At 64.6% G+C, this 21,745-nt stretch carries 27 protein-coding genes; 15 read left to right on the top strand and 12 right to left on the bottom strand.

What is annotated here, in order from left to right; translation table 11 throughout:
* Positions 1-2: 2 nt before the first annotated feature.
* Positions 3-911, top strand: coding sequence for a flagellin (locus H4W01_RS02700; RefSeq protein WP_010407196.1), 909 nt, complete (start codon positions 3-5; stop codon positions 909-911).
* Between the two features lie 58 nt (positions 912-969).
* On the opposite strand, the gene H4W01_RS02695 is transcribed toward H4W01_RS02700, so the two are convergent.
* Together H4W01_RS02695 and H4W01_RS02690 are read right to left on the bottom strand one after the other, a co-directional pair.
* Positions 970-2,820, bottom strand: a complete 1,851-nt coding sequence (locus H4W01_RS02695; protein WP_209609801.1) for a hypothetical protein — start codon at positions 2,818-2,820, stop codon at positions 970-972.
* The gene (locus H4W01_RS02690) at positions 2,820-3,050 is read right to left on the bottom strand and encodes a hypothetical protein (RefSeq protein WP_209609800.1); all 231 of its coding nucleotides are present in this window, start codon (positions 3,048-3,050) and stop codon (positions 2,820-2,822) included. The genes H4W01_RS02695 and H4W01_RS02690 overlap by 1 nt, the downstream gene beginning before the upstream one ends.
* 84 nt (positions 3,051-3,134) lie before the next feature.
* Here H4W01_RS02690 and H4W01_RS02685 point away from each other — a divergent pair, with 84 nt between their 5' ends.
* Positions 3,135-3,539 carry a hypothetical protein gene (locus H4W01_RS02685; RefSeq protein WP_209609799.1) on the top strand — a complete coding sequence of 135 codons (405 nt, stop codon included), beginning with the start codon at positions 3,135-3,137 and terminating at the stop codon, positions 3,537-3,539.
* Here the strand turns inward: H4W01_RS02685 and H4W01_RS02680 are convergent.
* From H4W01_RS02680 to H4W01_RS02665, 4 genes are read right to left on the bottom strand one after another with little or no spacing between them, the layout of a single operon-like run.
* Complete coding sequence (locus H4W01_RS02680) at positions 3,511-4,101, bottom strand: MotE family protein (protein WP_209609798.1); 591 nt, start codon at positions 4,099-4,101, stop codon at positions 3,511-3,513. The genes H4W01_RS02685 and H4W01_RS02680 overlap by 29 nt on opposite strands.
* Complete coding sequence (locus H4W01_RS02675) at positions 4,101-4,472, bottom strand: DUF6468 domain-containing protein (RefSeq protein ID WP_209609797.1); 372 nt, start codon at positions 4,470-4,472, stop codon at positions 4,101-4,103. Before H4W01_RS02675 ends, H4W01_RS02680 begins: the two co-directional genes overlap by 1 nt.
* Positions 4,469-5,497: a flagellar motor switch protein FliM gene (fliM, locus tag H4W01_RS02670; RefSeq protein ID WP_010407186.1), complete on the bottom strand. Its 1,029-nt coding sequence runs from the start codon at positions 5,495-5,497 to the stop codon at positions 4,469-4,471. The genes H4W01_RS02675 and fliM overlap by 4 nt, the downstream gene beginning before the upstream one ends.
* On the bottom strand, positions 5,494-6,048 hold the full coding sequence (locus H4W01_RS02665) for a flagellar basal body-associated FliL family protein (protein ID WP_209609796.1): 555 nt from the start codon (positions 6,046-6,048) through the stop codon (positions 5,494-5,496). The genes fliM and H4W01_RS02665 overlap by 4 nt, the downstream gene beginning before the upstream one ends.
* A gap of 114 nt (positions 6,049-6,162) precedes the next feature.
* Here H4W01_RS02665 and H4W01_RS02660 point away from each other — a divergent pair, with 114 nt between their 5' ends.
* From H4W01_RS02660 to H4W01_RS02625, 8 genes are all read left to right on the top strand, one after another.
* On the top strand, positions 6,163-6,906 hold the full coding sequence (locus H4W01_RS02660) for a flagellar hook-basal body protein (RefSeq protein ID WP_209609795.1): 744 nt from the start codon (positions 6,163-6,165) through the stop codon (positions 6,904-6,906).
* Between the two features lie 31 nt (positions 6,907-6,937).
* Positions 6,938-7,723, top strand: coding sequence for a flagellar basal-body rod protein FlgG (gene flgG, locus H4W01_RS02655; protein WP_010407180.1), 786 nt, complete (start codon positions 6,938-6,940; stop codon positions 7,721-7,723).
* Positions 7,720-8,181, top strand: coding sequence for a flagellar basal body P-ring formation chaperone FlgA (flgA, locus tag H4W01_RS02650; protein WP_209609794.1), 462 nt, complete (start codon positions 7,720-7,722; stop codon positions 8,179-8,181). Before flgG ends, flgA begins: the two co-directional genes overlap by 4 nt.
* A gap of 50 nt (positions 8,182-8,231) precedes the next feature.
* On the top strand, positions 8,232-8,990 hold the full coding sequence (gene flgH / locus H4W01_RS02645) for a flagellar basal body L-ring protein FlgH (RefSeq protein WP_209609793.1): 759 nt from the start codon (positions 8,232-8,234) through the stop codon (positions 8,988-8,990).
* Between the two features lie 265 nt (positions 8,991-9,255).
* Entirely contained in the window at positions 9,256-10,080 is an 825-nt protein-coding gene (locus H4W01_RS02640; protein ID WP_209609792.1) for a flagellin, read from the top strand.
* 158 nt (positions 10,081-10,238) lie between these two features.
* Positions 10,239-10,649, top strand: coding sequence for a hypothetical protein (locus tag H4W01_RS02635; RefSeq protein WP_010407172.1), 411 nt, complete (start codon positions 10,239-10,241; stop codon positions 10,647-10,649).
* A 65-nt stretch (positions 10,650-10,714) separates the two neighbouring features.
* Positions 10,715-11,395 carry an EI24 domain-containing protein gene (locus H4W01_RS02630; RefSeq protein WP_010407169.1) on the top strand — a complete coding sequence of 227 codons (681 nt, stop codon included), beginning with the start codon at positions 10,715-10,717 and terminating at the stop codon, positions 11,393-11,395.
* A complete protein-coding gene (locus H4W01_RS02625; RefSeq protein WP_209609791.1) occupies positions 11,392-11,760 on the top strand; it encodes a hypothetical protein in 369 nt (122 codons plus the stop codon). Before H4W01_RS02630 ends, H4W01_RS02625 begins: the two co-directional genes overlap by 4 nt.
* Positions 11,761-11,767: 7 nt before the next feature.
* Here H4W01_RS02625 and queG read toward each other — a convergent pair whose 3' ends face one another.
* Positions 11,768-12,829 carry a tRNA epoxyqueuosine(34) reductase QueG gene (gene queG, locus H4W01_RS02620; RefSeq protein ID WP_209609790.1) on the bottom strand — a complete coding sequence of 354 codons (1,062 nt, stop codon included), beginning with the start codon at positions 12,827-12,829 and terminating at the stop codon, positions 11,768-11,770.
* A 48-nt stretch (positions 12,830-12,877) separates the two neighbouring features.
* Here queG and H4W01_RS02615 point away from each other — a divergent pair, with 48 nt between their 5' ends.
* From H4W01_RS02615 to H4W01_RS02605, 3 genes are read left to right on the top strand one after another with little or no spacing between them, the layout of a single operon-like run.
* Positions 12,878-13,801: an ABC transporter ATP-binding protein gene (locus tag H4W01_RS02615; protein ID WP_209609789.1), complete on the top strand. Its 924-nt coding sequence runs from the start codon at positions 12,878-12,880 to the stop codon at positions 13,799-13,801.
* Positions 13,798-15,042, top strand: a complete 1,245-nt coding sequence (locus tag H4W01_RS02610; protein ID WP_209609788.1) for an ABC transporter permease — start codon at positions 13,798-13,800, stop codon at positions 15,040-15,042. Before H4W01_RS02615 ends, H4W01_RS02610 begins: the two co-directional genes overlap by 4 nt.
* A 36-nt stretch (positions 15,043-15,078) precedes the next feature.
* Positions 15,079-16,320: a cytochrome P450 gene (locus tag H4W01_RS02605; RefSeq protein WP_209609787.1), complete on the top strand. Its 1,242-nt coding sequence runs from the start codon at positions 15,079-15,081 to the stop codon at positions 16,318-16,320.
* Here H4W01_RS02605 and H4W01_RS02600 read toward each other — a convergent pair.
* Together H4W01_RS02600 and H4W01_RS02595 are read right to left on the bottom strand one after the other, a co-directional pair.
* Entirely contained in the window at positions 16,307-17,122 is an 816-nt protein-coding gene (locus H4W01_RS02600; RefSeq protein WP_209609786.1) for a hypothetical protein, read from the bottom strand. The genes H4W01_RS02605 and H4W01_RS02600 overlap by 14 nt on opposite strands.
* A gap of 75 nt (positions 17,123-17,197) precedes the next feature.
* The gene (locus tag H4W01_RS02595) at positions 17,198-17,479 is read right to left on the bottom strand and encodes a hypothetical protein (RefSeq protein WP_209609785.1); all 282 of its coding nucleotides are present in this window, start codon (positions 17,477-17,479) and stop codon (positions 17,198-17,200) included.
* Between the two features lie 137 nt (positions 17,480-17,616).
* Here H4W01_RS02595 and msrB point away from each other — a divergent pair, with 137 nt between their 5' ends.
* Positions 17,617-18,108: a peptide-methionine (R)-S-oxide reductase MsrB gene (gene msrB / locus H4W01_RS02590; protein ID WP_040602168.1), complete on the top strand. Its 492-nt coding sequence runs from the start codon at positions 17,617-17,619 to the stop codon at positions 18,106-18,108.
* 30 nt (positions 18,109-18,138) lie between these two features.
* Here the strand turns inward: msrB and H4W01_RS02585 are convergent, their stop codons facing one another.
* The gene (locus H4W01_RS02585; protein WP_209609784.1) at positions 18,139-18,687 is read right to left on the bottom strand and encodes a CHAP domain-containing protein; all 549 of its coding nucleotides are present in this window, start codon (positions 18,685-18,687) and stop codon (positions 18,139-18,141) included.
* A 202-nt stretch (positions 18,688-18,889) separates the two neighbouring features.
* Here H4W01_RS02585 and H4W01_RS02580 point away from each other — a divergent pair, with 202 nt between their 5' ends.
* Positions 18,890-19,342, top strand: a complete 453-nt coding sequence (locus tag H4W01_RS02580; protein WP_209609783.1) for a hypothetical protein — start codon at positions 18,890-18,892, stop codon at positions 19,340-19,342.
* Here the strand turns inward: H4W01_RS02580 and H4W01_RS02575 are convergent.
* Positions 19,339-20,769 (bottom strand): MFS transporter, encoded by a 1,431-nt coding sequence (locus tag H4W01_RS02575; protein WP_209609782.1) that lies wholly within the window; start codon positions 20,767-20,769, stop codon positions 19,339-19,341. The two genes, H4W01_RS02580 and H4W01_RS02575, sit on opposite strands and share 4 nt — an antisense overlap.
* Complete coding sequence (locus tag H4W01_RS02570) at positions 20,766-21,599, bottom strand: SDR family NAD(P)-dependent oxidoreductase (RefSeq protein ID WP_209609781.1); 834 nt, start codon at positions 21,597-21,599, stop codon at positions 20,766-20,768. Before H4W01_RS02570 ends, H4W01_RS02575 begins: the two co-directional genes overlap by 4 nt.
* Positions 21,600-21,745: the final 146 nt, after the last annotated feature.

The following is a 21,745-nucleotide window of genomic DNA, read 5'->3' as shown; positions in this document are numbered from 1 at the left end:
CCATGACCCGTATTGCCACCGTCCCGCTGCAACAAGTCATGTCGAACGCGATCCAGCGCGCGCAAGCCAAACTCGCGACATCGCAGCAAAACCTGGCGACCACCAAGAAGGCGAACACCTTCGCGGACCTGGGCAGCGAATCGGTCCGTAACCTTTCGGCGCACAGCATGCTCGCGCGGCAGAGTGCCGAGACCACGGTCGCAAAGCGCGTGCAGACGACGCTGAGCCTGTATGATGCGCAACTGACCGGGATCGATACGTCCTCGGAAAACCTGCGCCAAAGCATCCTCACCGCGCTCGGCAACGGCCAGACAAGCGGCCTGCAATCGACGATTGACGGGGCCTTCGAACAATATCGCAACGCGCTCAACAGCACCGAGGGCGGCGTCGCCATGTTCGGTGGCTCGCAAACCGATACGCCCCCCTTCAAGCCCAAGGCGCTGAGCGATCTGGTCGGGTTGCCGCAGTCCGATGCCTTTGCCAACGATAGCGTCGTTGCATCGGCGCGCATCGCAGACGGGGTTGATGTCCCGTATGGCGTTGGCGCAAGTACCGCAGGGGGCGGCCTTTACACGGCATTTCAGTCGCTTGCTCAGGCGGGCCCGATCGGCGCGACGCTGACGGCCGCCCAGAAAACGGCGTTGACGACTGTCGTAGACCAGTTGCAGAGCGGCCTTGGATCGCTGCGCGCAGTGAATGCCGAAAATGGCCGCCGGACCACGCAAGTGGAATCGATGATCAACAGCGGCGATCAGCGCAAGACGTTGCTGACGGGGGTGATCGGCGCGAACGAGGATGCCGATCTGGGCCAGGTCGCGACCGACATTTCGCAGCAAAAGACGATCCTGGAGGCGAGCTATTCGGTGTTTTCGCAGCTCGCCGGGCTGAGCCTGGTTCAGTATCTGAAATAACCGCGGCAAGCCCCGTTCGACGCGCCCCAATGGCGGCGAGCGAACGGGGCATTGCGCACTATCCCGGGGTCGAGGCCAGCAAGTCCGCATAGACTCCCGCCGGGCTGGCCGACGGAATCGCTGCCATTGCGGCACTGATTTGAGCGGAGTCGATCTTCCCGACCGGGCTTGTCAGCACATCGAACACACCCGCGCTGGGCAATGTCGCAAATGCCGCCTGATAGCGCGCGCGCAAGGCCTGCAATTTGTCCTCCCGACCGATCATCGCGAGTGCGATCGCGTGGCGAAGGATGGTGGCCTGCGCCACCTCGCTCAAGCCCACTTTGGCCGGGAGCGACGCACCGGTCACGGTGGCCAATCCATTCCAGTCACGCCGCCGCCACAGAATTTCCGCGCGGATCGCAGCACCGTCGGGGACATCGGCGAGCGCCGCGAACGCGGCGTCGGTCTTGCCCAGCAAGGCTAGCGCCACCGCCTCGACACGTTGGCGATCCCAGATCATCGGTTGCGAATAAGAGGGCCCGCTGCTGTTCCGCAACGCCTCGACCGCTTTGGCCGGGTCGCCCGCGAGGATGCGCAACGTCGCCACGCGCACCGACAATGGCCCCTTCGCGACATCGCTGGCACGCGCGGTCAATTGATATTGGAGCAGCTCCGCCGCCCGGGCATATAAACCCGCCGCCTGGAGTCGATCGGCCAGATGCACCGCCAGCAGATCGCCATCGGCACCGGCTGGCGTAATCTCGCGATATTCCCAGAACACGCCAGCCACATCGGGCAGAGGCATCTTGGAATCGGGAGCCAGCATCGTCGTGAGCGATTGTTGCAGCTGGGACAGAACCGGCGCAGCAGCAGCACCGAGCTTGCAATAGCGCAGCAGGGTAGACCCCGTGCGCAACATCGCAGCCGGATCGTGCGCGGCCTGCGCCTGCGCAAATTCAACGGTCAGAATGCGCCGTTCAAGATCGTCACCACGCCAGCCGAAACGGATCGCCCCAAGCTGCCGCACGGCAGCGGCCGGGGCAATCCGCCGCTGCGCAATGCCCACCATCGCCAGGCCCAATGCCGCCTCGGCGCGTTGCCCGCGCTCTGCCGCAGCACCGACCTTCTCGAACTGAGTGCGGGCATGGCCGAAATCGGCCTTCCCCAGATAGGCACGGCCCCGCAGGATGTTGGCTTCACCGTCGGCAGGCTGCCGTTTCAGCCAATGCAAAGCCTGTAACCAGCGGCCATCGTCGAGCGCGGCGCGGATTGCGGCCAAGGCAAAGGGACGCCGCTCCAGTGCCGCGCGGTGGTTGATCGCCGGCAAGGCGCAATGCACCTCTGCCAAGGCCGCCGCCGGATTGCCCAGGGCCTCCTGCGCTCGCAGCCGCCAGGCGCACGCTTCGGCATTGCCCAACAACGTCGGCCCCGACAGGGCAGACAGCGCTTCACCGCTCCGGCCAAACCCCGCCAACGTCACGCCGCGGGCAAGCTGGAAGGCGGGCACCAGCAGCAGATCAGGGTCGTCGGCAGCCATGATCTGCAGCGTGCCGAGCGCTTCTGGATACCGGCTTTTGCCGATCAGACTGCGCACCAGCGCCCAGCGGGCGGCTTGCCGCGTGGTGGGCGTCGCGTGCGCCAATGCGGACCATGCCTCCGCTTCCGGGCGCGCGGCCCATGCAGTGCCATCGACCAGCGCGGGCTGCGCGCTCAACACCGGTGCAAATCCCCGGAAACGCGGTGCGCTGGCCAGCGCCATTGGCGCATTGGCCGCGGCCACCGCCGCCGAGACGGGCTGCGCTGCGGATGGTGCCGCAGGCGACGGAGCGACTGCGGGCGGGCCCGCCGCCGATGGTGCATTGGCCCGCGTGGCAGCAAGGGGCGTAGCGATCGCCGAAGCGAGCGCGATGAGAGAAACCAGCCGCATCAGTGCGCGAGCAACGCGGCACCAAGGCCGAGCCCGCCGACGGCACAGCCAATGCAGAACACGAGCGACGGCACCATCATCCCGCGCTTGGCCGGTGAAGTCGCGTCTTTGGCCGTGGCGCTGGCGACCACGTCACCGGCGCGAAGCGGTTCCGCAGAAGCCGCCGAGGCCGCCGTTGCGTCGCGGCTGGCAACCACACGGACGCGACTGGGTCGCTGATCATGACTCATGGTGATACGCCTCTTCCTTTATTGTTCTATTATAGAGGGAGCGTGCCGCCCGCAGTCGTCGCGGCGACACAAGCCGGAGACATCATGCGCCAACGTTTCGCTCGAGCCATTGCCGCACTGCCTATCGTCATCGTCAGCACCGGTGCCTCGGGCGGCGAAAGCGCACCCGCGCACGCGGCACCGCAATATGTCGCGCTCGATCCCTTCGTCGTGCCGATCGTGGATTCGGATCGCATCACGGGCAATTTGCGCCTGAAGATCATGATCGATGCCGGAGACGCGGCCAGCGCGGAAAAGATGAAGCTGCGCCTGCCCGTCCTGCGGCAGGCGGCGATGGGCAGCGCGATCGACTTTGCCCGGCTGCACGCGTCGCCCTTCCTGCCGGTGAATGCAGAATTGCTGGAAGGTAATTTGACGACCGCCATGGCCGGCCCCGATCTCGGCCATGCGCGGGTGCTGATCACGGAGGTGTCGGCGACGAACGGCTGACCGGCTGCGCGGCGCGCGTCGGCCCCTTGGGGGTGCCAACAACCGGCTTCTTCCCCGCATTCGCATTGCGGCGCGCCAGTGCCATGCTCAGATTGGCGGCCCCTTGCGGCGTCATGCTCGCCAAGATCATCGCGGTCGACCGATCCCGCATCTTCTGCGCGACCTGCATCTGCACGTCCATTTCGAGTTGTTCGAAAACAACCGCAGCGCGGGCAGGCTTCATCGCCTGATAGATCCGCGCAAGATTTTCATATTGCGGGTCGCTCGGCGCGGTCGGGCCGCCGGCGGCGGGCTTTGCCGCGGCAGCCGCTTCTTGGCGCGCGGCCATGTCGGCTTTCAACCGTGCCTCCGCCGCGCGTGCCGCCTGCTCGCGCATGTCGAGCGCGCGCGTGCGCTTCTTGGTCGCGGCGTCGCGCGCGCCAAGATCGCCCTGGATGGCGCTACCCAAACGCGTCGGTTGGGGCTGATCCGCCAGTGCGGGCAGAGCCGCAGTAACGCCGTTGGCAAAAATCGACAGGCCGGCTGCAACCGCCGTCATTACGAGAAGCGAAGGGCGACCCATCAGGCGTCCGCCTCAATATAGGCAGCCAGCGTGCGTTCGGCGTGTGCGCGTTGATTGGCGGCAGACGTTGCCTCGACGATCCGGTCAGCGGCGGCATCGGCAATCTCGATGATGATCCGCAATTCGTCGCTCAGCTTGCGCGCATCTTCCGAACAGCGCCCATTGGCGGCGATGCCATGCGACAGCATCGCCTTCATCTCCGACAGGACAGTCTTGGCACGCTCGGTCGAATCGTCCAGCGCCGCAACGACATCGGACAATGGCGAATTCCGCATCGCCTTCAGGCTGCGCATCATCCGCACGCTCTGGATCAGGACCGCCGCGCAGAACAGCGCGGTGGCGATATTGGTACAGGCGACGAAATTCATCATGCGCACTCCTGGTATGGGTTTCGGGATATGCCGGTGATTAGGCGAACGGCCATTTTGCCGCTGCGCTGTCCGATCTGGGCGCGGCCAAGCGGCACGCCGCCGCACCGCAATTCGAGCGGGGCGTCCGGGCTTTGCGCGAGGTTGACGACATCCCCCACGGCAAGGCTGCGCAATTTGTCGAGGGACATCGCCGCTTCGCCGAGCACGACGTCGAGCGAGATGTCGGTCTTGCTGATTTCAGAGACCATATGCTCTTCCCAGATATGGTCGCGCCCGCTCTTCTCGCCCATGAAGCGCTGCAGCAGCTTTTCGCGCACTGGCTCGAGCGTGGCGTAAGGAAGCAGCATCGAGAATTTGCCGCCGCGCCCGTCCATATCGACCCGGAAGGTCGCCACCGCGCAGATATTACTGTTCCCGGCGATTGCCGCGAAGCGCGGGTTGGTCTCGATCCGCTCCAACCCCATGGTGATCGGCTCGATCGGGGCAAAGGCTTCCGAAAAATCGGACAGCGCCAGATCCAGCATGCGCGATACCAATTTGGTCTCGATCGTGGTGAAGGCGCGACCGTCGATCAACACCGGCGCGCTGCCGCCACGTCCGCCCAGCAGGGCATCGACCACGGCGTAGATAAGGCCGGACTCGACCGTGACGAGCCCGTAATTCTCCCATTCCTGAATGTGGAAGACGCCGATCATCGCGGGCAGCGCAACGCGCCCGACGAACTCGCCAAAGCGGGTCGAGGTCACCTCTTCCAGGCTGACCTCGATCGCATCGGAGGTGAGATTGCGCATCGAGCTGGAAAAGGCACGCACGACGCGATCGCACACCACCTCCAGCATCGGCAGGCGTTCATGCGCGATGACGCGCGATTCCAGCACCGCGCGCAGGCCCTTCTTGGCCTCTTGCGGGACGCCGCTATCACCGAACATCGCATCGATGGCGGCCTGGTCAAAGGTGCCATCGCCCAGCATCGCGCCCCCCATGGGGACATCGGGCAGGTCGAATTCTTCGAAATCGTCGCTCATTGCTGCACCAGATCTTCGATCAGCACGTCCTTGACCGATCCTTCGCCAAGCGCGCCGGTGGTCCGCACCAGCAACTCCTCTTTCACGCGGAACACCGCTGCAGAGCCGGCAAGATCCTCGGGGCGCAATTCGCGCAAGAACGGCTGATACGCATCGAGCACCAGCGGCAGGCCGGCCTTGATCGCCTCCTCCTTCATCGTGCCCGGGACCAGCATGACGTGCACTTTCAAAAAGCGCGCCACCCCATCAGGGGAGCGGATGTTGACGACCATTGCCGGGATATCGACGAACTTTACGCCTTCTTCGCCACCGCCGTGCTTGGCCGCCTCGGCTTTCGCCGCTTCCGCTTTGGCAGCCTCCGCCTTTGGATCGCTCTTGCCGCCCAACAGGAAGAAGGCCGCGCCGCCCCCCGCCAGCAGCAACAGCAAGACGACAGCGCCAATAAGGATCAGCAGCTTCTTCTTGCCCGCTTTGGGTGCAGCGGGAGCCGCCCCCTCCTCGCCTTCTTCGCTCGATGTGACGTTCGGTTCCGACAAGGCCGTAATCCCCATGATTGTTTCGCCAGACGGTCAACCCGCTCGGTGATTTCATCCTATTATAGGATCAATGGGCGGCAAATTCTGCCTAGTGACCCAGATCGACAAAGATTTCGAAAGCAACCGCCGATGGATGTCTCTTCCTATGTGCTGCTGAGCCACGAGCAGGCGCTGCGTCGTCGGCTCGACGTGGCGGCTAACAATATGGCCAACATCTCGACCGTGGGGTTCAAGCGCGAACAGCCCGTCTTCCATGATTATGTCGAGCATGCCGACCAGGCGGTGACCGAAGATGCGAAGACCACGGCGTTCGTGCTCGATTACGGGGCAACGCACGACACCACGGCGGGCGCGTTTCAGCCGACCGGCAATCCGCTCGATGTGATGATTGACGGCCCCGGCTATCTTGCGGTCGAGGCCCCCGGTGGGGCGACCGCTTATACCCGTGCTGGGCTGATCCATGTGCTGCCGTCGGGGGATTTGGGGACGATCAGCGGGCAGCGGCTGCTCGGCGAAGGCGGCAAGCCGATCAATATTCCCCTAGAAGATGCCGGCAACCTTTCGGTTGCGGCGGACGGCACCGTGTCGGGAAAGACCGGCCAGCTTGGACGCATCGCGGTTACCGTCTTCCCCAGTGAAGCGGGCGTCACGCCGCGCGGCGACGGGTTGATGGCCGCAAGCGGCGGGCGCGAGCTTCCCGCCACGGAAACAAAGCTGCGCAGCGGTGGCGTCGAGGGATCAAACGTCCAGCCGATCAGCGAAACCGCCGACATGGTCGAGATTTTGCGGGCGTACCAATCCAGCCAGCAAATGACCCAGAGCATGACCGACATGCGCCGCAAGGCAATCGATCAGCTCGGCAAAGTTGGCTGAGCCCCCCTTCCCTGAGTGAAAGGCCTTTATCATGCGTTCTCTCTCGATCGCCGCGACCGGTATGCTTGCACAGCAGACCAACGTCGACGTGATTTCGAACAACATCGCCAACATGAACACCGCCGCGTTCAAACGCCAGCGCGCGGAGTTTCAGGATCTGCTCTATCAGGAGGTGTCGCGCCCCGGCTCAGCCTCGGGCGGTGCCGATGCAAAGATCCCATCCGGCATCCAGATCGGGGCCGGCGTCAAGACCGGCGGCGTCTATCGCATTCTGGAACAGGGTGCGCTGACGCAAACCAGCAACCCGCAAGACGTCGCGATCCAGGGCAAGGGCTATTTCCAGGTCACGCTTCCCTCGGGCGAAACCGGCTATACGCGCGACGGCAGCTTTCAGATTTCCGACCAGGGCGAGTTGGTCACGCAGGACGGCTATGCCGTCCAGCCCGGCATCACGCTTCCGCAGGGGGCCGTGAATTTCAATATTTCCAAGACTGGCGAGGTTCAGGTCACCTTGTCGGGCAACCCCACGCCGCAAACGATCGGCCAGATCCAACTTGCCTCCTTCATCAACGAATCCGGGCTGGAGGCCAAGGGCGGCAACCTGTTCCTGGAAACCAACGCGTCGGGCAAACCCACCGCCGCCAACCCCGGCGAACCGGGTTTCGGGACGCTGAGCCAGGGCTTTATCGAGGCGTCGAACGTCAATCCCGTCTCGGAAATCACCGCACTGATCAGCGCGCAGCGCGCGTATGAAATGAACAGCCGCGTGGTGAAGACGGCGGACGAAATGCTCTCCACCACGGCGCAGATGCGATGAGCCAGCAGCTCGGCCGTGCCGCGCTCCTTGCGCTACTGGCGTTTGCGCCCGGCATCGCTTGCGCGCAGCCGCCCGAGGCGGTCCGCGTCGCGGTGCTTGGCCATCCGATCGCGCGCGGCGATGTGCTCACGCAGGAAGACTTCACCGAGGATCAGCGCCCTGCGGCCCAGGCGCGTATTGCGCTGCCACCGCGCGATTGCGTTGGCCTGGAGGCGCGGCGCGCGCTTCCCTCGGGCTCGATCGTGATGACGTCCGATCTGATGCCGCAACAGCTCGTCCGTCGCGGCGAGCCGGTGATGATCCGCGTCGTCAGCGGCGGCCTGACCATTGCCGCCAGCGGGCGCGCGCTCGCCAGTGGTGCCAAAGGCGAGATGGTGCGCGTCGTCACCAACACCACCAGCCGAACCCTCGACGGCATCGTCGACGGTACCGGCTCGGTCCGCATCGTCGCGCCTTAAAGATCGATCCGATCCGCCTTCCACCGTCGGCCCGAACCGAAAGAACCGCCATGAAGAAGACTCTCGCATTGCTCCTCCTCGCCAGCACCCTCGCCGGGTGCGGCATACCAGGCCGACTGGCCAGCGTCGGCAAGGCCCCAAAGCTGAGCCCGGCGGGCACGGACGATGGGCCGGCGCTTGAGCCATCGCTCTCTGCCCCGTCCGATCGGCGCGGCCAGGGACGTTCGGCCACCGCCCCGCCCTCGCCGCCGAATGCGTCGCTCTTTCGCACGGGGGCAGGTGCCTTCTTTCATGATCAGCGCGCCTCGCAAAAGGGCGATATCCTGACGATCCGCATCAAGATCGCCGACAAGGCGGATTTGGGCAACGCCACGACCCGCACCCGCGGCGGCACCGAAACCAGCGGCATCAGCGCCTTGTTGGGGCTGCAAAACCCGTTGGCCAAGGTCCTGCCCGGGCAGGTCGATCCGGCGAAGCTGGTCGATACCAAATCGACCTCCGGCTATAATGGTGCCGGTACGGTGGCGCGGTCGGAAACCATCAACATGACGATGGCGGCAATCGTCACCGATGTGATGCCCAACGGCAATCTGATGATCCGCGGACGGCAGGAAGTGCGCGTGAATTTCGAGATGCGCGAGTTGATCGTCAGCGGCATCGTGCGCCCGCAAGACATTGGTCGCGACAACAGCATCGCGCATACCCAGATCGCCGAGGCCCGCATCATTTATGGCGGCAAGGGCCAATTGACCGATGCGCAGCAGGCGCGCTGGGGCCAGCAGATCTATGATGCGCTCTTCCCCTTCTGAGACGTTACAATTTTCAGCAATTTCTGACACTTGCTTTGCCAATCGGCCCGCTTTCCCGCGCCCCGGGGAAGCGGGCCGACTGCGTCGCGACGGTCAGCGCGCACCTTCATCTTTCGGTAACCTTTAATAATTTGCCGTTCGATTTTGGTAATCCAATAACTTTCCCAAAATGGAGAGGTGAGCGGCATTCTTCGCCGAGCATCGCCGGGGCGGCGTCTAGCCCCAGGCCGCAGAATGCGGCTCTCAATCCTAGAAGGAAAATACAATGAGCTTTTCGGTAAACACCAACGTCGGCGCGATGACGGCTCTCCAGAGCCTGAGTGCGACCGGCAAGTCCCTCGCGACGACCCAAACCCGCATCACGACCGGCCTGTCGGTTTCTTCGACCAAGGACGATTCGGCTTCGTACACGATCGCCCAGGGCCTTCGTGGTGACGTGGGTAGCCTGAAGTCGGTCAGCTCCTCGCTCAGCCGCGCCAAGAGCGTTGTTGACGTGGCAACTGCCGGTGCCGAGCAGATCTCGGATCTGGTCAACCAGATGAAGGCAAAGGCAACGACCGCCAGCGACACCGGCCTTGATGCCGCCAGCCTGTCCGCCAACGCGAAGGATTTCACCGCGTTGAAGGATCAGATTGCCACGGTTATCTCGTCCTCGTCGTTCAACGGTACGAACCTCCTGTCGAGCGTTTCGGCCGGCACCGTCAAGGCACTGCAGTCGACTGATACGACCGCAGCCACCCTCGACGTCGCCAACCAGGACTTCGAAACAGGCGTCACGACGGCGATTGGTTCCACCTTCACGACCGCTGCGGGCGCGAAGACCATGGTAACGACGCTCAACACCGTGTCCGACACGATCAACGCAAGCCTCAGCACGCTGGGTTCGGCTTCGCGCAAGATCGACAGCCAGATGACCTTCGTCAGCAAGCTGTCGGACACGATCACGACCGGCATCGGCAATCTCGTTGATGCGGATCTGGCCAAGGAGTCTGCAAACCTGCAGGCACTGCAGGTCAAGCAGCAGCTCGGTGTTCAGGCGCTTTCGATCGCCAACCAGGCACCGCAGGCGATCACGTCGCTGTTCCGTTAAGAGAGATCAGCGGCCGCGTATCTGGTCGCTGCACTGGGGTCGACGCGGGAAACCACGTCGGCCCCTTTTCTTTTTTAACCTGTGTTTCATCGGTCGCAGGGGCCGAATGCGGGCGCGATCCCCGCTATAATGGAACAAGGATAACAGGAGTTTGAGCATTGTCGCTGCGCATTAGAGAGATAGCCGATGGGCTGGGCAGCAGGCTACGTGTCACGGCCGAAGATCGCCATTCCGGCAGCCTGGTCATTCTGGAACGGGGCGACCTGAGCAACGGCACGCGTGCGCTGCTCGATCGCTATGGTGCCGAAGTGTTGCGCGCCTTCTTGATGGCCGCACGCCTGTCCCTGTCGGGCGGGCTTCCCGACGAAATCGTCGGCGGCCCGTTTGCGACGCAATTCCGGCTGGTGGTCGATCCCGTCGTCAATCTGGCCCTGACACAGGACGGCGGCCTCGTCGCCCTCGATATCCCGGCGTCCCTGTGGGACCGGCTGTATGCCGAGCTTTGCCTGATTTCGGCCCATACCAGCGAAGGGCTGCGCGCGCCCGCGCGATCGCCACGCTACAATTAGCTTCGCGCGGCGATTAGGCGGCACGCTGGTTTCTCATTTCACGATCGACCGCTAAGACTGCGGCCATGCTCCGCGCTTTCCTTCTCGCGATTGGCCAGATTGGCGACCGCGCCTTTGCCGCCGTCTTCCTGAAATCACTCGCGGTGACCCTGGCGCTGCTCACGGCGGCGGGGGGCGGGCTGTGGTATGGCGCAACCCGGCTGGCCGCATGGCTCGGATGGGGGACGCAGATGGGGGGGCTGCTCGGCGCAATGGCATTGCTCGCCGCGTTCGGGCTTGGCTGGCTGCTGTTCCGTGTGATCGCAATTGGCGTGATGGGCGTGTTTGCCGATGACATCGTGATCGCGGTGGAGGCCAAACACTATCCCAACGCCCTTGCCACCGCGCGCAGTGTGCCGCTGACGCGCGGTATCGCGCTTGGCGTGCGGTCGGCGCTGCGGGCGATCCTGATCAACATCGCGCTGGCCCCAATCTATCTCGCATTGCTCGCCACCGGAGTGGGCACCTGGCTGTTGTTCTTCCTGGTCAATGGGTGGCTGCTTGGTCAGGATCTCGGCACCATGGTGGCGGCACGCCACATTCCCGATGCGATGATGCGAGACTGGCGCAAGACCGGCGCGGTCGATCGTTTCGCGCTGGGGGTTGCGGGCACCGCCCTGTTCATGGTTCCGGTGCTCAACCTGTTCGCGCCGATCCTCGGCGCGGCGATGGCCACCCATCTGTTCCATGCGGGGCGAAACACATGAGACTTCTTGGCGCTTTGACGGCGGGCCTGCTCGTCACAGGCTGCGCGACCACTGGGACACCAGCGCCCAGCACGGTGCGCCCACCGCTCATCCCGATCCCGACCGGAACGGCAGGGCTTGACCATGTGCTGGGCACCAACGCCGCCAATCTGACGCGGATGTTCGGGGCCCCCGTCGCCGATATCCGCGAAGGCACCGCGCGCAAGCTGCAATTCGGCAACGCCACCTGCGTGCTCGATACCTATCTCTACCCAAAGGGCACTGCCGAGCCGGTCGTCACCTATCTCGATGCGCGCCAGACCGACGGATCGCCGATTGACCGCGCGAGCTGTGTCGGGGCGTTGCAGGCAGGGCGACGGAAATAGCGCCCGCCTAGGCCAGCCGCGCCAGCGCCCAGCCCGCAGCTTCCGCCACCACGGCATTGGGATCATCAAGCAGCCGCGCCACCGGCGCGCGTAGCGCTGTGTCACCGCTATTGCCCGCCGCGATCAGGCAGTTGCGCATCATCCGGTCGCGGCCGATGCGCTTGATCGGCGAGCCGGAAAACACCTGACGGAACGCTGCATCATCGAGCGCAAGCAGATCCGCCAGCGCCGGTGCCGCCAGTTCGGCACGCGGGCGGAAGGCGCGGTTGGCGTGCGCGGCCTCCGCGAACTTGTTCCACGGGCACACCGCCAGACAATCGTCGCAACCATAGATGCGGTTGCCGATGCTCTCGCGAAATTCGTGCGGGATCGGCCCGGCATGTTCGATCGTGAGGTAGGAAATGCAGCGCCGCGCATCGAGCCGATAGGGCGCGGGAAAGGCGTCGGTCGGGCACGCACGCTGGCATGCGTCACACGAGCCGCAGCGGTCGCGCTCGTGCGCCTCCTCTCCCCCGAATGCCGCCAATTCCAGCGTCGTGTAAATCGCCCCCAGGAACAGCCAGCTCCCCTCGGTGCGGCTCACCAAATTGGTGTGCTTGCCTTGCCAGCCAAGCCCTGCCGCCGCAGCCAGCGGCTTTTCCATCACCGGCGCGGTATCGACGAACACCTTGACGTCGATCCCCGGCACCTCCCCCACCAGCCACCGCGCCAACGCCTTCAACGCACGCTTGACCACATCATGATAATCGCCGCCCTGCGCATAGGTCGAAATTCGGCCGACGCCGCCTTCTCCAGCCAGCGCCAGCGGATCGCGCGAGGGGGCATAGCTCATCCCCAGTGCGATGACGCTGCGCACCTCGGGCCACAAACCGGCGGGCGATTCGCGGTGGTGTGCGCGCGTCTCCATCCAGATCATCTCGCCATGCCGCCCCTCGGCCAGCCACTGCCGCAGCCGTGCCGCCGTCTCGGGCGCGGCATCGGCGGACGCGACCCCGCACGCCGCGAACCCATATTCGGATGCCTTCGCCACCAGGCGGGCATGGAGTGACTTGTCGAACTGCACCACCACCCGCTACCACGGGGATTGCCCAACAGGGAATTGGGCTGAAACAGGGAATTGGCGTTGGGGCAGGAATTCGCGGTCCGCGCATCGGGCCTGATCAAGCGCTTCGGCGACCGGCGCGTCGTCGACGGGGTCGATATCGCAGTGCCAACGGGCACGATCTACGGCGTGCTCGGCCCCAATGGCGCAGGCAAGACCACAACGCTGCGGATGCTGCTCGGCATTATCGAGCCCGATGGCGGAACGCGCACGCTGCTCGGCCATGAACGCCCGCGCGAGGCGAGCGACCGCGTCGGCTATTTGCCAGAGGAACGCGGCCTGTATCCCGCGATGCGCGCCAAGGATGCGATCGCCTTCATGGGCGCGTTGCGCGGGCTTGACCTCAAGACCGGGCGCAAGCGCGCGGTGGCACTGCTCGAAGCGGCCGGGCTCGGCCATGCGGTCGATACCAAGATCCGCAAATTGTCCAAGGGCATGGCGCAGCTCGTGCAGTTGCTGGGCGCGGTGGTGCATCAGCCCGATCTGCTGGTGCTCGACGAACCCTTTTCTGGGCTCGACCCGGTCAACCAGGAACGGCTGGAGGCGCTGATCCTCGCCGAGCGCGATCGCGGGGCGACGGTGCTGTTTTCGACGCATGTCATGGCCCATGCCGAGCGGCTGTGCGACCGGCTCGCGATCATCGCGGGCGGCAAGCGCCGCTTTGAGGGCACCGTCGCCGAGGCGCGCGGCCTGCTGCCGATGCGCGCGCATTATGTGCCCGAACGCGACGATGCCGCCATCGCCACGCATCTGCCGCAAGACGCCACGCATGACGAACGAGGCTGGCATTTCGAAGTGCCCGATGGCGGGGTCGAGCAAGCGCTCAGTCGGCTGATCGGCGCGGGCCACGGCATTGCCGGGCTCTCGATCGAACGCCCCGGCCTGCACGATGCGTTCGTCCGCATCGTCGGTAAGGCCGCCCTGGAGCAAGGCCAATGAGCAAGCTGCCCCGCATCGTCCGCCAGACCTTCACCATCGCCCGGCGTGATTTCGTGGCGACGGTGTTCACCCCCACCTTCCTGCTGTTCCTGCTCTCGCCCTTGTTCACGATCGGCTTCGGGCTGGTCGGCGGGATGGGCGCGTCAAGCGTGGCCAGCGGATCGACCGACAAAACCCGCATCGTCGCGATCGTGGCCCCGGCGCAGCAGGCGGCGATGCGCGCCGCCGACGCGCGGCTGCGTGCGATGTTTCCGCGCGGAGATCGTCCCGCCACACTGACGTTGGAAAATCCGAGCGCCGACCCGCAGGCACAGGCGCGCGCCACTTTCACCATGCGCAAGGGCGCGGATGTCTCCGCCGCCTTGTTCGGCGATCTCACCCATCCGACGATCCTCTACGATGGCCAGGGTCGCGGCGATGCCCGTTATCTGGCGGCGCTGGCCGAGGCGACGCTGCGGACCAACCCTACGCAGACCGCCCCGCTCAGCACCGCGACCCTCACCTCGATCGCGCGCATCGCGCCGACCGAGGGTGGCCATAAACAGGCCGCCTTCATCGCCGTGATCGGCATTTTCTTCCTGACGCTGCTGCTCGCGGGCCAGGCGGTCGGCACGATGATGGAGGAACGCAGCAACAAGGTGATCGAAGTCCTCGCCGCCGCTGTGCCGCTGGAGGCGGTGTTCTTCGGGAAGCTGCTCGGCATGTTCGGATCGGCGCTGCTGTTTGTCGCCTTCTGGGCGACTTTGGTCAGCCAGATCAGCGGCATCCTGCCTGCACAATATGCCAGCGCGATCGGCCAGATCGGCCCGGCGGTGGGCGTGCCGATGTTCTTCCTGCTGTTCTTCGCCTATTTCGCGATGGCCTATCTGCTGCTCGGCGCGGTCTTCCTCGGCGCGGGCGCGCAAGCCTCGACCCCGCGCGAATTGCAGATGCTGTCGCTGCCGATCACCATCATCCAGGTCGCGATGTTCGGGCTGGCGTTGAAGGCAATCGGCGCACCCGAGGCGGCCACGACGCGCTTTATCGAGCTGTTTCCGCTGAGTTCGCCCTATGCAATGGCGGCCCGCGCAGCCGACAAGCCCGACCTGTGGCCGCACGTCGCCGCGCTCGGCTGGCAGGCTTTGTGGGTGGCGATCGCGATCACGATCGGCGCACGGGTATTCCGGCGCGGCGTGCTCAAATCGGGTAGCGGGCGACCGCTGTTCCGACGGCGAAACGCTGTTGACATCAGTGTCAGTTAAGGGTCTTCTCTCTCCATAAAAGACAGGAGAGTGATGATGGCGACTCTGGCACCCGTAGCACCCGTGCGCGCGGTGGATCCGCTCGATGTCAGCCGTCCCGAACTGTATCGCGACGATGTGTGGCAAGCGCCGTTCCGGGAATTGCGCGCGACCGCACCCGTCCACCGCGTCGAACATTCGGACTTCGGACCCTATTGGTCGGTCTCCACCTATAAGCCGATTATCACGGTGGAATCGCTGCCCGATCTCTATTCGTCGCAAGCCGGTGGCATCACGCTGGCCGACTTTATCGAAAACAATCCCGGCGACGTGCGGATGCCGATGTTCATCGCGATGGACCGGCCCAAACACACCGGCCAGCGCCGAACGGTAGCGCCCGCCTTCACGCCTTCCGAAATGGTGCGGATGAGCGACAATATCCGCACGCGCACCTCCGAAATTCTCGACTCGCTCGATTGGAATACGCCGTTCGATTGGGTGGATAAAGTCTCGGTCGAACTGACCACGCAAATGCTGGCGATCCTGTTCGATTTCCCGTGGGAAGAACGCCGCAAGCTGACCTTCTGGTCGGATTGGGCGGGTGACATCGAACTCGCCAAGAATGACGAACTGCGGCTCGAACGGCTGAAGCACATGTACGAGTGTGGTGCCTATTTTCAGAATCTGTGGAACGCCAAGGTCGGCAAGGATCCGACCCCCGATCTCATCTCGATGATGATCCATTCCGATGCGATGGCCGAGATGGACCAGATGGAGTTTCTCGGAAATTTGATCCTGCTGATCGTCGGCGGCAACGACACCACCCGCAACACGATGAGCGCGGTCGCCTACGGCCTCGACCTGTTTCCCGACCAGCGCGCGAAACTTGAGGCCAACCCATCGCTGATCCACAATACCGTGCAGGAAGTGATCCGCTGGCAGACCCCGCTCGCGCATATGCGCCGCACCGCCACCGCCGACACCGAATTGGAGGGACAACACATCAAGGCCGGGGACAAATTGGCCTTATGGTATCTGTCGGCCAATCGCGACGAAAGCGTGTTCGAAAACGCCGACCAGATCATCGTCGATCGCGCGAATGCGCGCCGCCACTTGGCATTTGGCCACGGCATCCATCGCTGCGTGGGCGCACGCCTCGCCGAATTACAGGTTTCGGTGTTGCTGGAGGAGATGGCCAAGCGGCGGATGCGCGTAAACGTGCTCGGCGAGCCCGAGCGCGTTGCCGCCTGTTTCGTCCATGGCTATCGCAAGTTGCCGGTCGAGATCAGCCGGTACTGACCGCGCGGACGCGCGGACGTTGCCCCGCAGCCCAGCCGAACCAGGCGACCGCAGCGCCCGCGACCAGGCCGGTGAGCAGTAACGGTGCCACCGGCAACAGCGCGAGCGCGCGATAGGCCGCGTCCCATCCGTGAGTCGCGCCGAGCGTGTCGAACACTATCGTCTGTACCAGCAGCACCGCGCCCGTCACTGCAAAGGGTTTGCCGTGGCGCGGCGCGCTGAGATAAAGCCATGCGGTCAGGCCAAGCGCGACCACGCTCGACAAGCGCACCGACCAGGCGAACAGCGCAAAATCCTGCGGGCCGTGAATGACCAACCCCGGCACGAACCCAGCGAATACCCGACCGACAATCGGCATGATCAGCGGCAAGGGCGTCGCGAGCAGATACCGCGCGTGCAACTGCACGCGGCGGCGTTCGGCCAGCGCATGGTAATAGAGATAGCCCAGCAGCAACGCCGAAATGAGATCCATCATCGCGAGCCGAGCGCCATAAATCTGGTAGAAGGGGTCGCCTGCGGCGGTTGCGGCGGCCATGCTCCAGATCACCGCCGCGCTGCCGGCGAAAAAAATCGGGAAGAGCGCAAGGCTCGCCATCCCGCCGCTGCGATGCAGCGCCATCTGCCGCGCGTGCGCCGACCAGCTTTGCACCCCGAGCAGGATCAGCCACAAGGTCGCGCTGATGCCGTGAAGGTGAAAGCCCCAGGGTGCCGTCACCAACACCGAAAAATAGCCCGGCCAAAAGCCGAGCACGGTCAGCGCGAGCAGCGCGGCGAGCCAATACGGCGCGTAGCGGAACGGCATCGGTTTCCCCCCGCATGCCCCCGCATGCGGACCGGAGGATGCAGGTCGGCATCTGCCGAGTCAAACCATCATTGCTCAGTTCGGCTTGGCGATCGCTTCCGCCACCACCGGCTCGGCCGCGCCCGAGCAATCGCCATTTTCTCGCGCGATTGCCGCCGGTTTCTTGCGGCCCATTGTCCAGTTGGCCTGCATCCGCACGCGTGGATTGGGCGCGCACCAGATTTCACCGGTCTCGTTGATCGCGGTGACCCAGATGAGGTTATGCTCCTGGCCATAATCGATGACGGCGAAGGCATAGCCTGGGCCCTTGTCGAGAACATGGACCGGAAGCGGCGGATCGAGTTGCTGCATCGTCATATGCCAAAAGCGCGCGAAATCGCAGGCGGTTCCGGGCGCAGTGCATCCGCCTGGCCGAAAGCCGCGTAACTATTGTGTCGCCGCGCGCGTATAGCCACATGACGCCCGAAAAGAGGACCCTATCGATGCCCGCCCTGATGCCCCACCGCCGCCACTTCCTCAGCCTCGCCGGCACCGGTGCTGCCGCGATTGCTCTATTCGGTTGCAAGGGGGCCACGGCGAGCGCGCCCGAGCAGTTTGAAGTGGTGCTGAGCGATGCCGCGTGGCGGAAGAAACTGTCGCCCGCCGCTTATGTCGTGCTGCGCCACGAAAGCACCGAGACGCCCTTTACCAGCCCGCTCAACAGCGAACATCGGGCGGGGGTGTTCTCCTGCGCGGGATGTGCCCTCCCCGCTTTTTCCTCGAAAACCAAGTTCGACAGCGGCACGGGCTGGCCGAGCTTCTGGGCACCGCTGCCCAATGCCGTGCGCACCCGCGCCGACGGTTCGCTCGGCTTTACGCGGACCGAAGTGCACTGCCGCCGCTGCGGCGGCCATCTTGGCCATGTGTTCGATGATGGCCCGCAACCGACGGGCAAGCGCTATTGCATGAACGGCGTGGCGCTCAGTTTTACCCCCGGCAAAGCGTAACGCCGGGCCGCAGCGCGGCGGGTTGGCGGCTTAGAAGCGCGCCGACCCCTGGCTGAGCGAGGCCAGGATGATCGGGGCCTTGGCGGTGCTGTCGATCGCGTCGTCGCCCTGGTCGTTCAGCGGCGCATGTTCGGCGTAGATGAAGCCCTTGGTCGGATAGGCCGAGGTGCCGAGGCCACCCTGCGGACCGTACCAGACCTTGACGCGCGTCCAGTCGCCCTTTTCCGAAATGTCGATCGCGCGAACGTCACGCTCGACACCGCCGCGGCGCGACCAATTGGCATGGGTCAACAGGACTTCGCGATCGCTCACCACTTCGCTGACCATCGCAACATGGCCGAGGCGCATGTGGCTGGTCGAGGCAAAAGCGAGCACGGCACCGACCTTGGGGGCATGGCCGCGCGCATAGCGACCAGCAGCCTGGCCCCACCAGGTGTTGGCGTTGCCACGGATCTCGATGCCAGAAATCATCCGGGCATATGGCGCGCACTGCCAGAACTGGGCCATCGCTGGGGTCGCCGACATCAGGGCGCAAGATACCACCAGCGCAAAACGCGCTGTCAAAGTCCGGATTGTCATGTGACCCCCTCAGGTCGCGATGAATTCGTTAAGTGTCTCAAAGCAGTTCATAGCAGGGTTGAAAACCCCACCGCGCGGCGAACGGAACCATTTCCGACGAAGTGAGTTTGTCGCACGATGGGTGGCTTTTCGCCGCTGCCGAAACAGTGCTTTCGGATGATGCCCGCTCGCCAACCCGCGCGCACTCGGCTAAGAATCAGTCATGAACCGCAGCATCCTGGCGATCGCCCTGCTCTTGACCGCCTGCTCGCGGGAAGGCGCGTTCAGCAACGATCCGTCGCTTTATCAAAGCAACACCACGACTCTCACCCCTGGCGTACAGGCCGTGCGCGTCGGCGAAGGCGGCCCGGCCTATCCGGCCTGCGCCAGTTCCGGCGTGGTGATGAACCTGTCGCCCGGTGGCGAGGCCTATCTGCCGCTCCGCGCCGCACCCTTTACCGAGGCGCAGGAAGTCGCCCGGCTTGGCGAGGGTGCGAAACTCTTCCTGTGTCAGCGCTCGCTTGACCAACGCTGGCAGGGAGTCGTGGTCCCGCCAGTCGATTCGCCGCAGCTTGATTGCGGAGTGGCGGCCACGCTGGCCAATGCGAGTGCCTATGCCGGGCCGTGCAAATCGGGCTGGGTGTTGAGCAGCTTCGTCCGTCCGGTCGCAGGTTAACCCCGCGCCGCCGAAACCAGCCGCGCATCGTGATCCGCGCGCCCGAACGGAAAACGCGCGTAGCAGAGCCCGGCCATGCCGTAAAAGGCCAGTTCCAGCACGATAAACACGATTGTCAGCCGGTCGAGCGTCCCGGACGGCACCATCCCGGGGCGCGCGCCCTGCGGAAACTGCGCAAACGCCAGAATCGCGCCGGCCATGAAGATGCCAAGCCCGCCGACCAGTTTCTGCACAAAAAACCCGCCGGCAAAGAACACGCCTTCGGATCGTTTGCCCGTGCGCACTTCGGATTCCTCCACCACGTCGGACAGCATTGCCGCCCCCAGGATGAAGGCCGACACACCGCACGCGGTGTTGGCCGCAAAGATCGTCAGCAACACCGGCAATAGCAGCGGCGAGCCCGGCTCCGGAAACCAGCCCGCCAGCCGCAGCACATAAGGCGAGACCAGCAGCACCGCGCTGCCGAACGAGGCGATCATGCCGATGCGCGGCTTGTCGCCGCCCTTGGTCAGCGCGGGGGCCAGGAAGAACGCACCCAGCGCGCCGATCATCAGCGCGAGCGACAGCCAATTGAAATCGCGGCCCGCAAATTGCCAGACGAACTGATACATATAGGTCGACAGCGCAAACGAGACGCCCTGCGCGGTATAAGCGAACACCCCCGCGACCATCAGGATCAGAAAACCGCGATTGCGGACGGTCCGAAGAAAATCGGCAAAATGCTCGGCCAGCGTTTCCTGCGATTTCGGGATTTGCGGCAGCAGCGGGATTTCGTGGTGCAAGCCGATCGACGACAGCACGATCGATACCGCCATCACCACCGCCGCCAGCGTCGCCATCGCGGCATAGCCATCGCGGTTGAGAATCCCCACCGGATGCGTCGCGTCGGGCACCAGGAACACGCCATAGGCCAGCGCCAGCATCGCCAACCCGCCACCCCAGCCGAACAGATAGCGATAGGAGAACATCCGGGTGCGCTCGTCATAGTCCGAACTGAGTTCGGGCCCGAGTGCCGAGGACGGAATCTCGAACGCCGACAAAGCGATCCGCACCAACAGCGCACTGCCAAACACATAGAAACCGAGCGCCGCGTGCGACCAATGCGGCGGGTTCCACAAGAGCAGCCATCCGATCGCCACCGGCAGCGCCGAGGCGTACATCCACGGGTGTCGTCGCCCCCAGCGCCCGCGCGTATGATCCGACAGATAGCCGACCAGCGGATCGACAAACGCCTCGACCACCAACGCCGCCATAATCGCCACGCCCACCAGCCCGGCAGGCAGGCCGATCACCTGATTATAGAACAGCAGCAGGAAGGTCGCGAAACCGCTATCCTTCACCCCATAAGCGATCGAGCCGAGACCGAACGACCAGCGGCTGCGCGCGCCGAGTCGTCGCGCCGCCGGGATCGCGAGCGGCGTGGTCACGCGGCAAACGCCTCAAGGCTGGAAAAGAGCGACGGCGTCTTCGGGTCCCAACTGTGGCGCGGGCCGATCGTCATGCCACCATCGACGACGATGCGTGTGCCGGTGACAAAGGCCGCATCATCGCTCGCCAGATAAGCGACGGCAGCGGCAACATCGTCCGCAGTGCCGGCACGCTGCAACGGCTGCGCGTGCGCCGCGATCTGTTCGATCATGCCATTGGCCATCACGCGTTTTTCGCCCGAAATGCCGAGTGCCGAGGCGAAGATGTTGGTGGTGATAAAGCCCGGACACACCGCGTTGACGCGGATATTATGCTGCGACAGGTCGGCGGCGGCAAGCGTCGTCAAATGCAACACACCGGCTTTCGCCACCGAATAAGCGGTCGGGGCGGCACCGGTCTGGAGTGCCGCGATCGAAGACGTGTTGACGATCGCCCCACCCTTGCCGCGCGCGATCATCAGCGGGGCGGCATAGCGGATGCCCATCGCGACCGAGCGCAGCAACAGGCTTTGCGTGCGGTCCCAATCCTCGGGCGAAATCGCGTCGATCGTCTCGCGCGCGCCGCCCGCACCGGCATTGTTGAACAGCACGTCGATGCCCCCGGCATCGTCCGCCGCCTGCAGCAGGGCGGCGATATCGCCAACGTCGGTCACGTCGGTACGCAGAAAATGGATGCGCCCGTTGGAGGTTTCGGCAAGCTCCTGCCCGCCTGTGACATCGACATCGCCGATCCACACCTCGGCCCCTTCGCGCACCAGCCGGAGCGCGGTGGCGCGCCCTATTCCTGAGGCACCGCCGGTGACGACGGCGCGCTTGCCCGCAAAACGCATCTTGCTCTCCTGTATTTTTTGTCACCTTAGTACGGGCTATGGGCCGGTCAATCCGGGCCATCACGGTATTTTTGGAATTTTGGGTTTGGCGCAGCCTTGCGACCGCCGCCGCATTTCCCTACCACTGCCGCACAGCCGCGTTTCGC

The organism is Sphingomonas sp. PL20 (assembly GCF_017875905.1).
Lineage (GTDB): Bacteria > Pseudomonadota > Alphaproteobacteria > Sphingomonadales > Sphingomonadaceae > Sphingomonas > Sphingomonas echinoides.
This window is presented reverse-complemented; position numbering and strand designations above follow the sequence as displayed.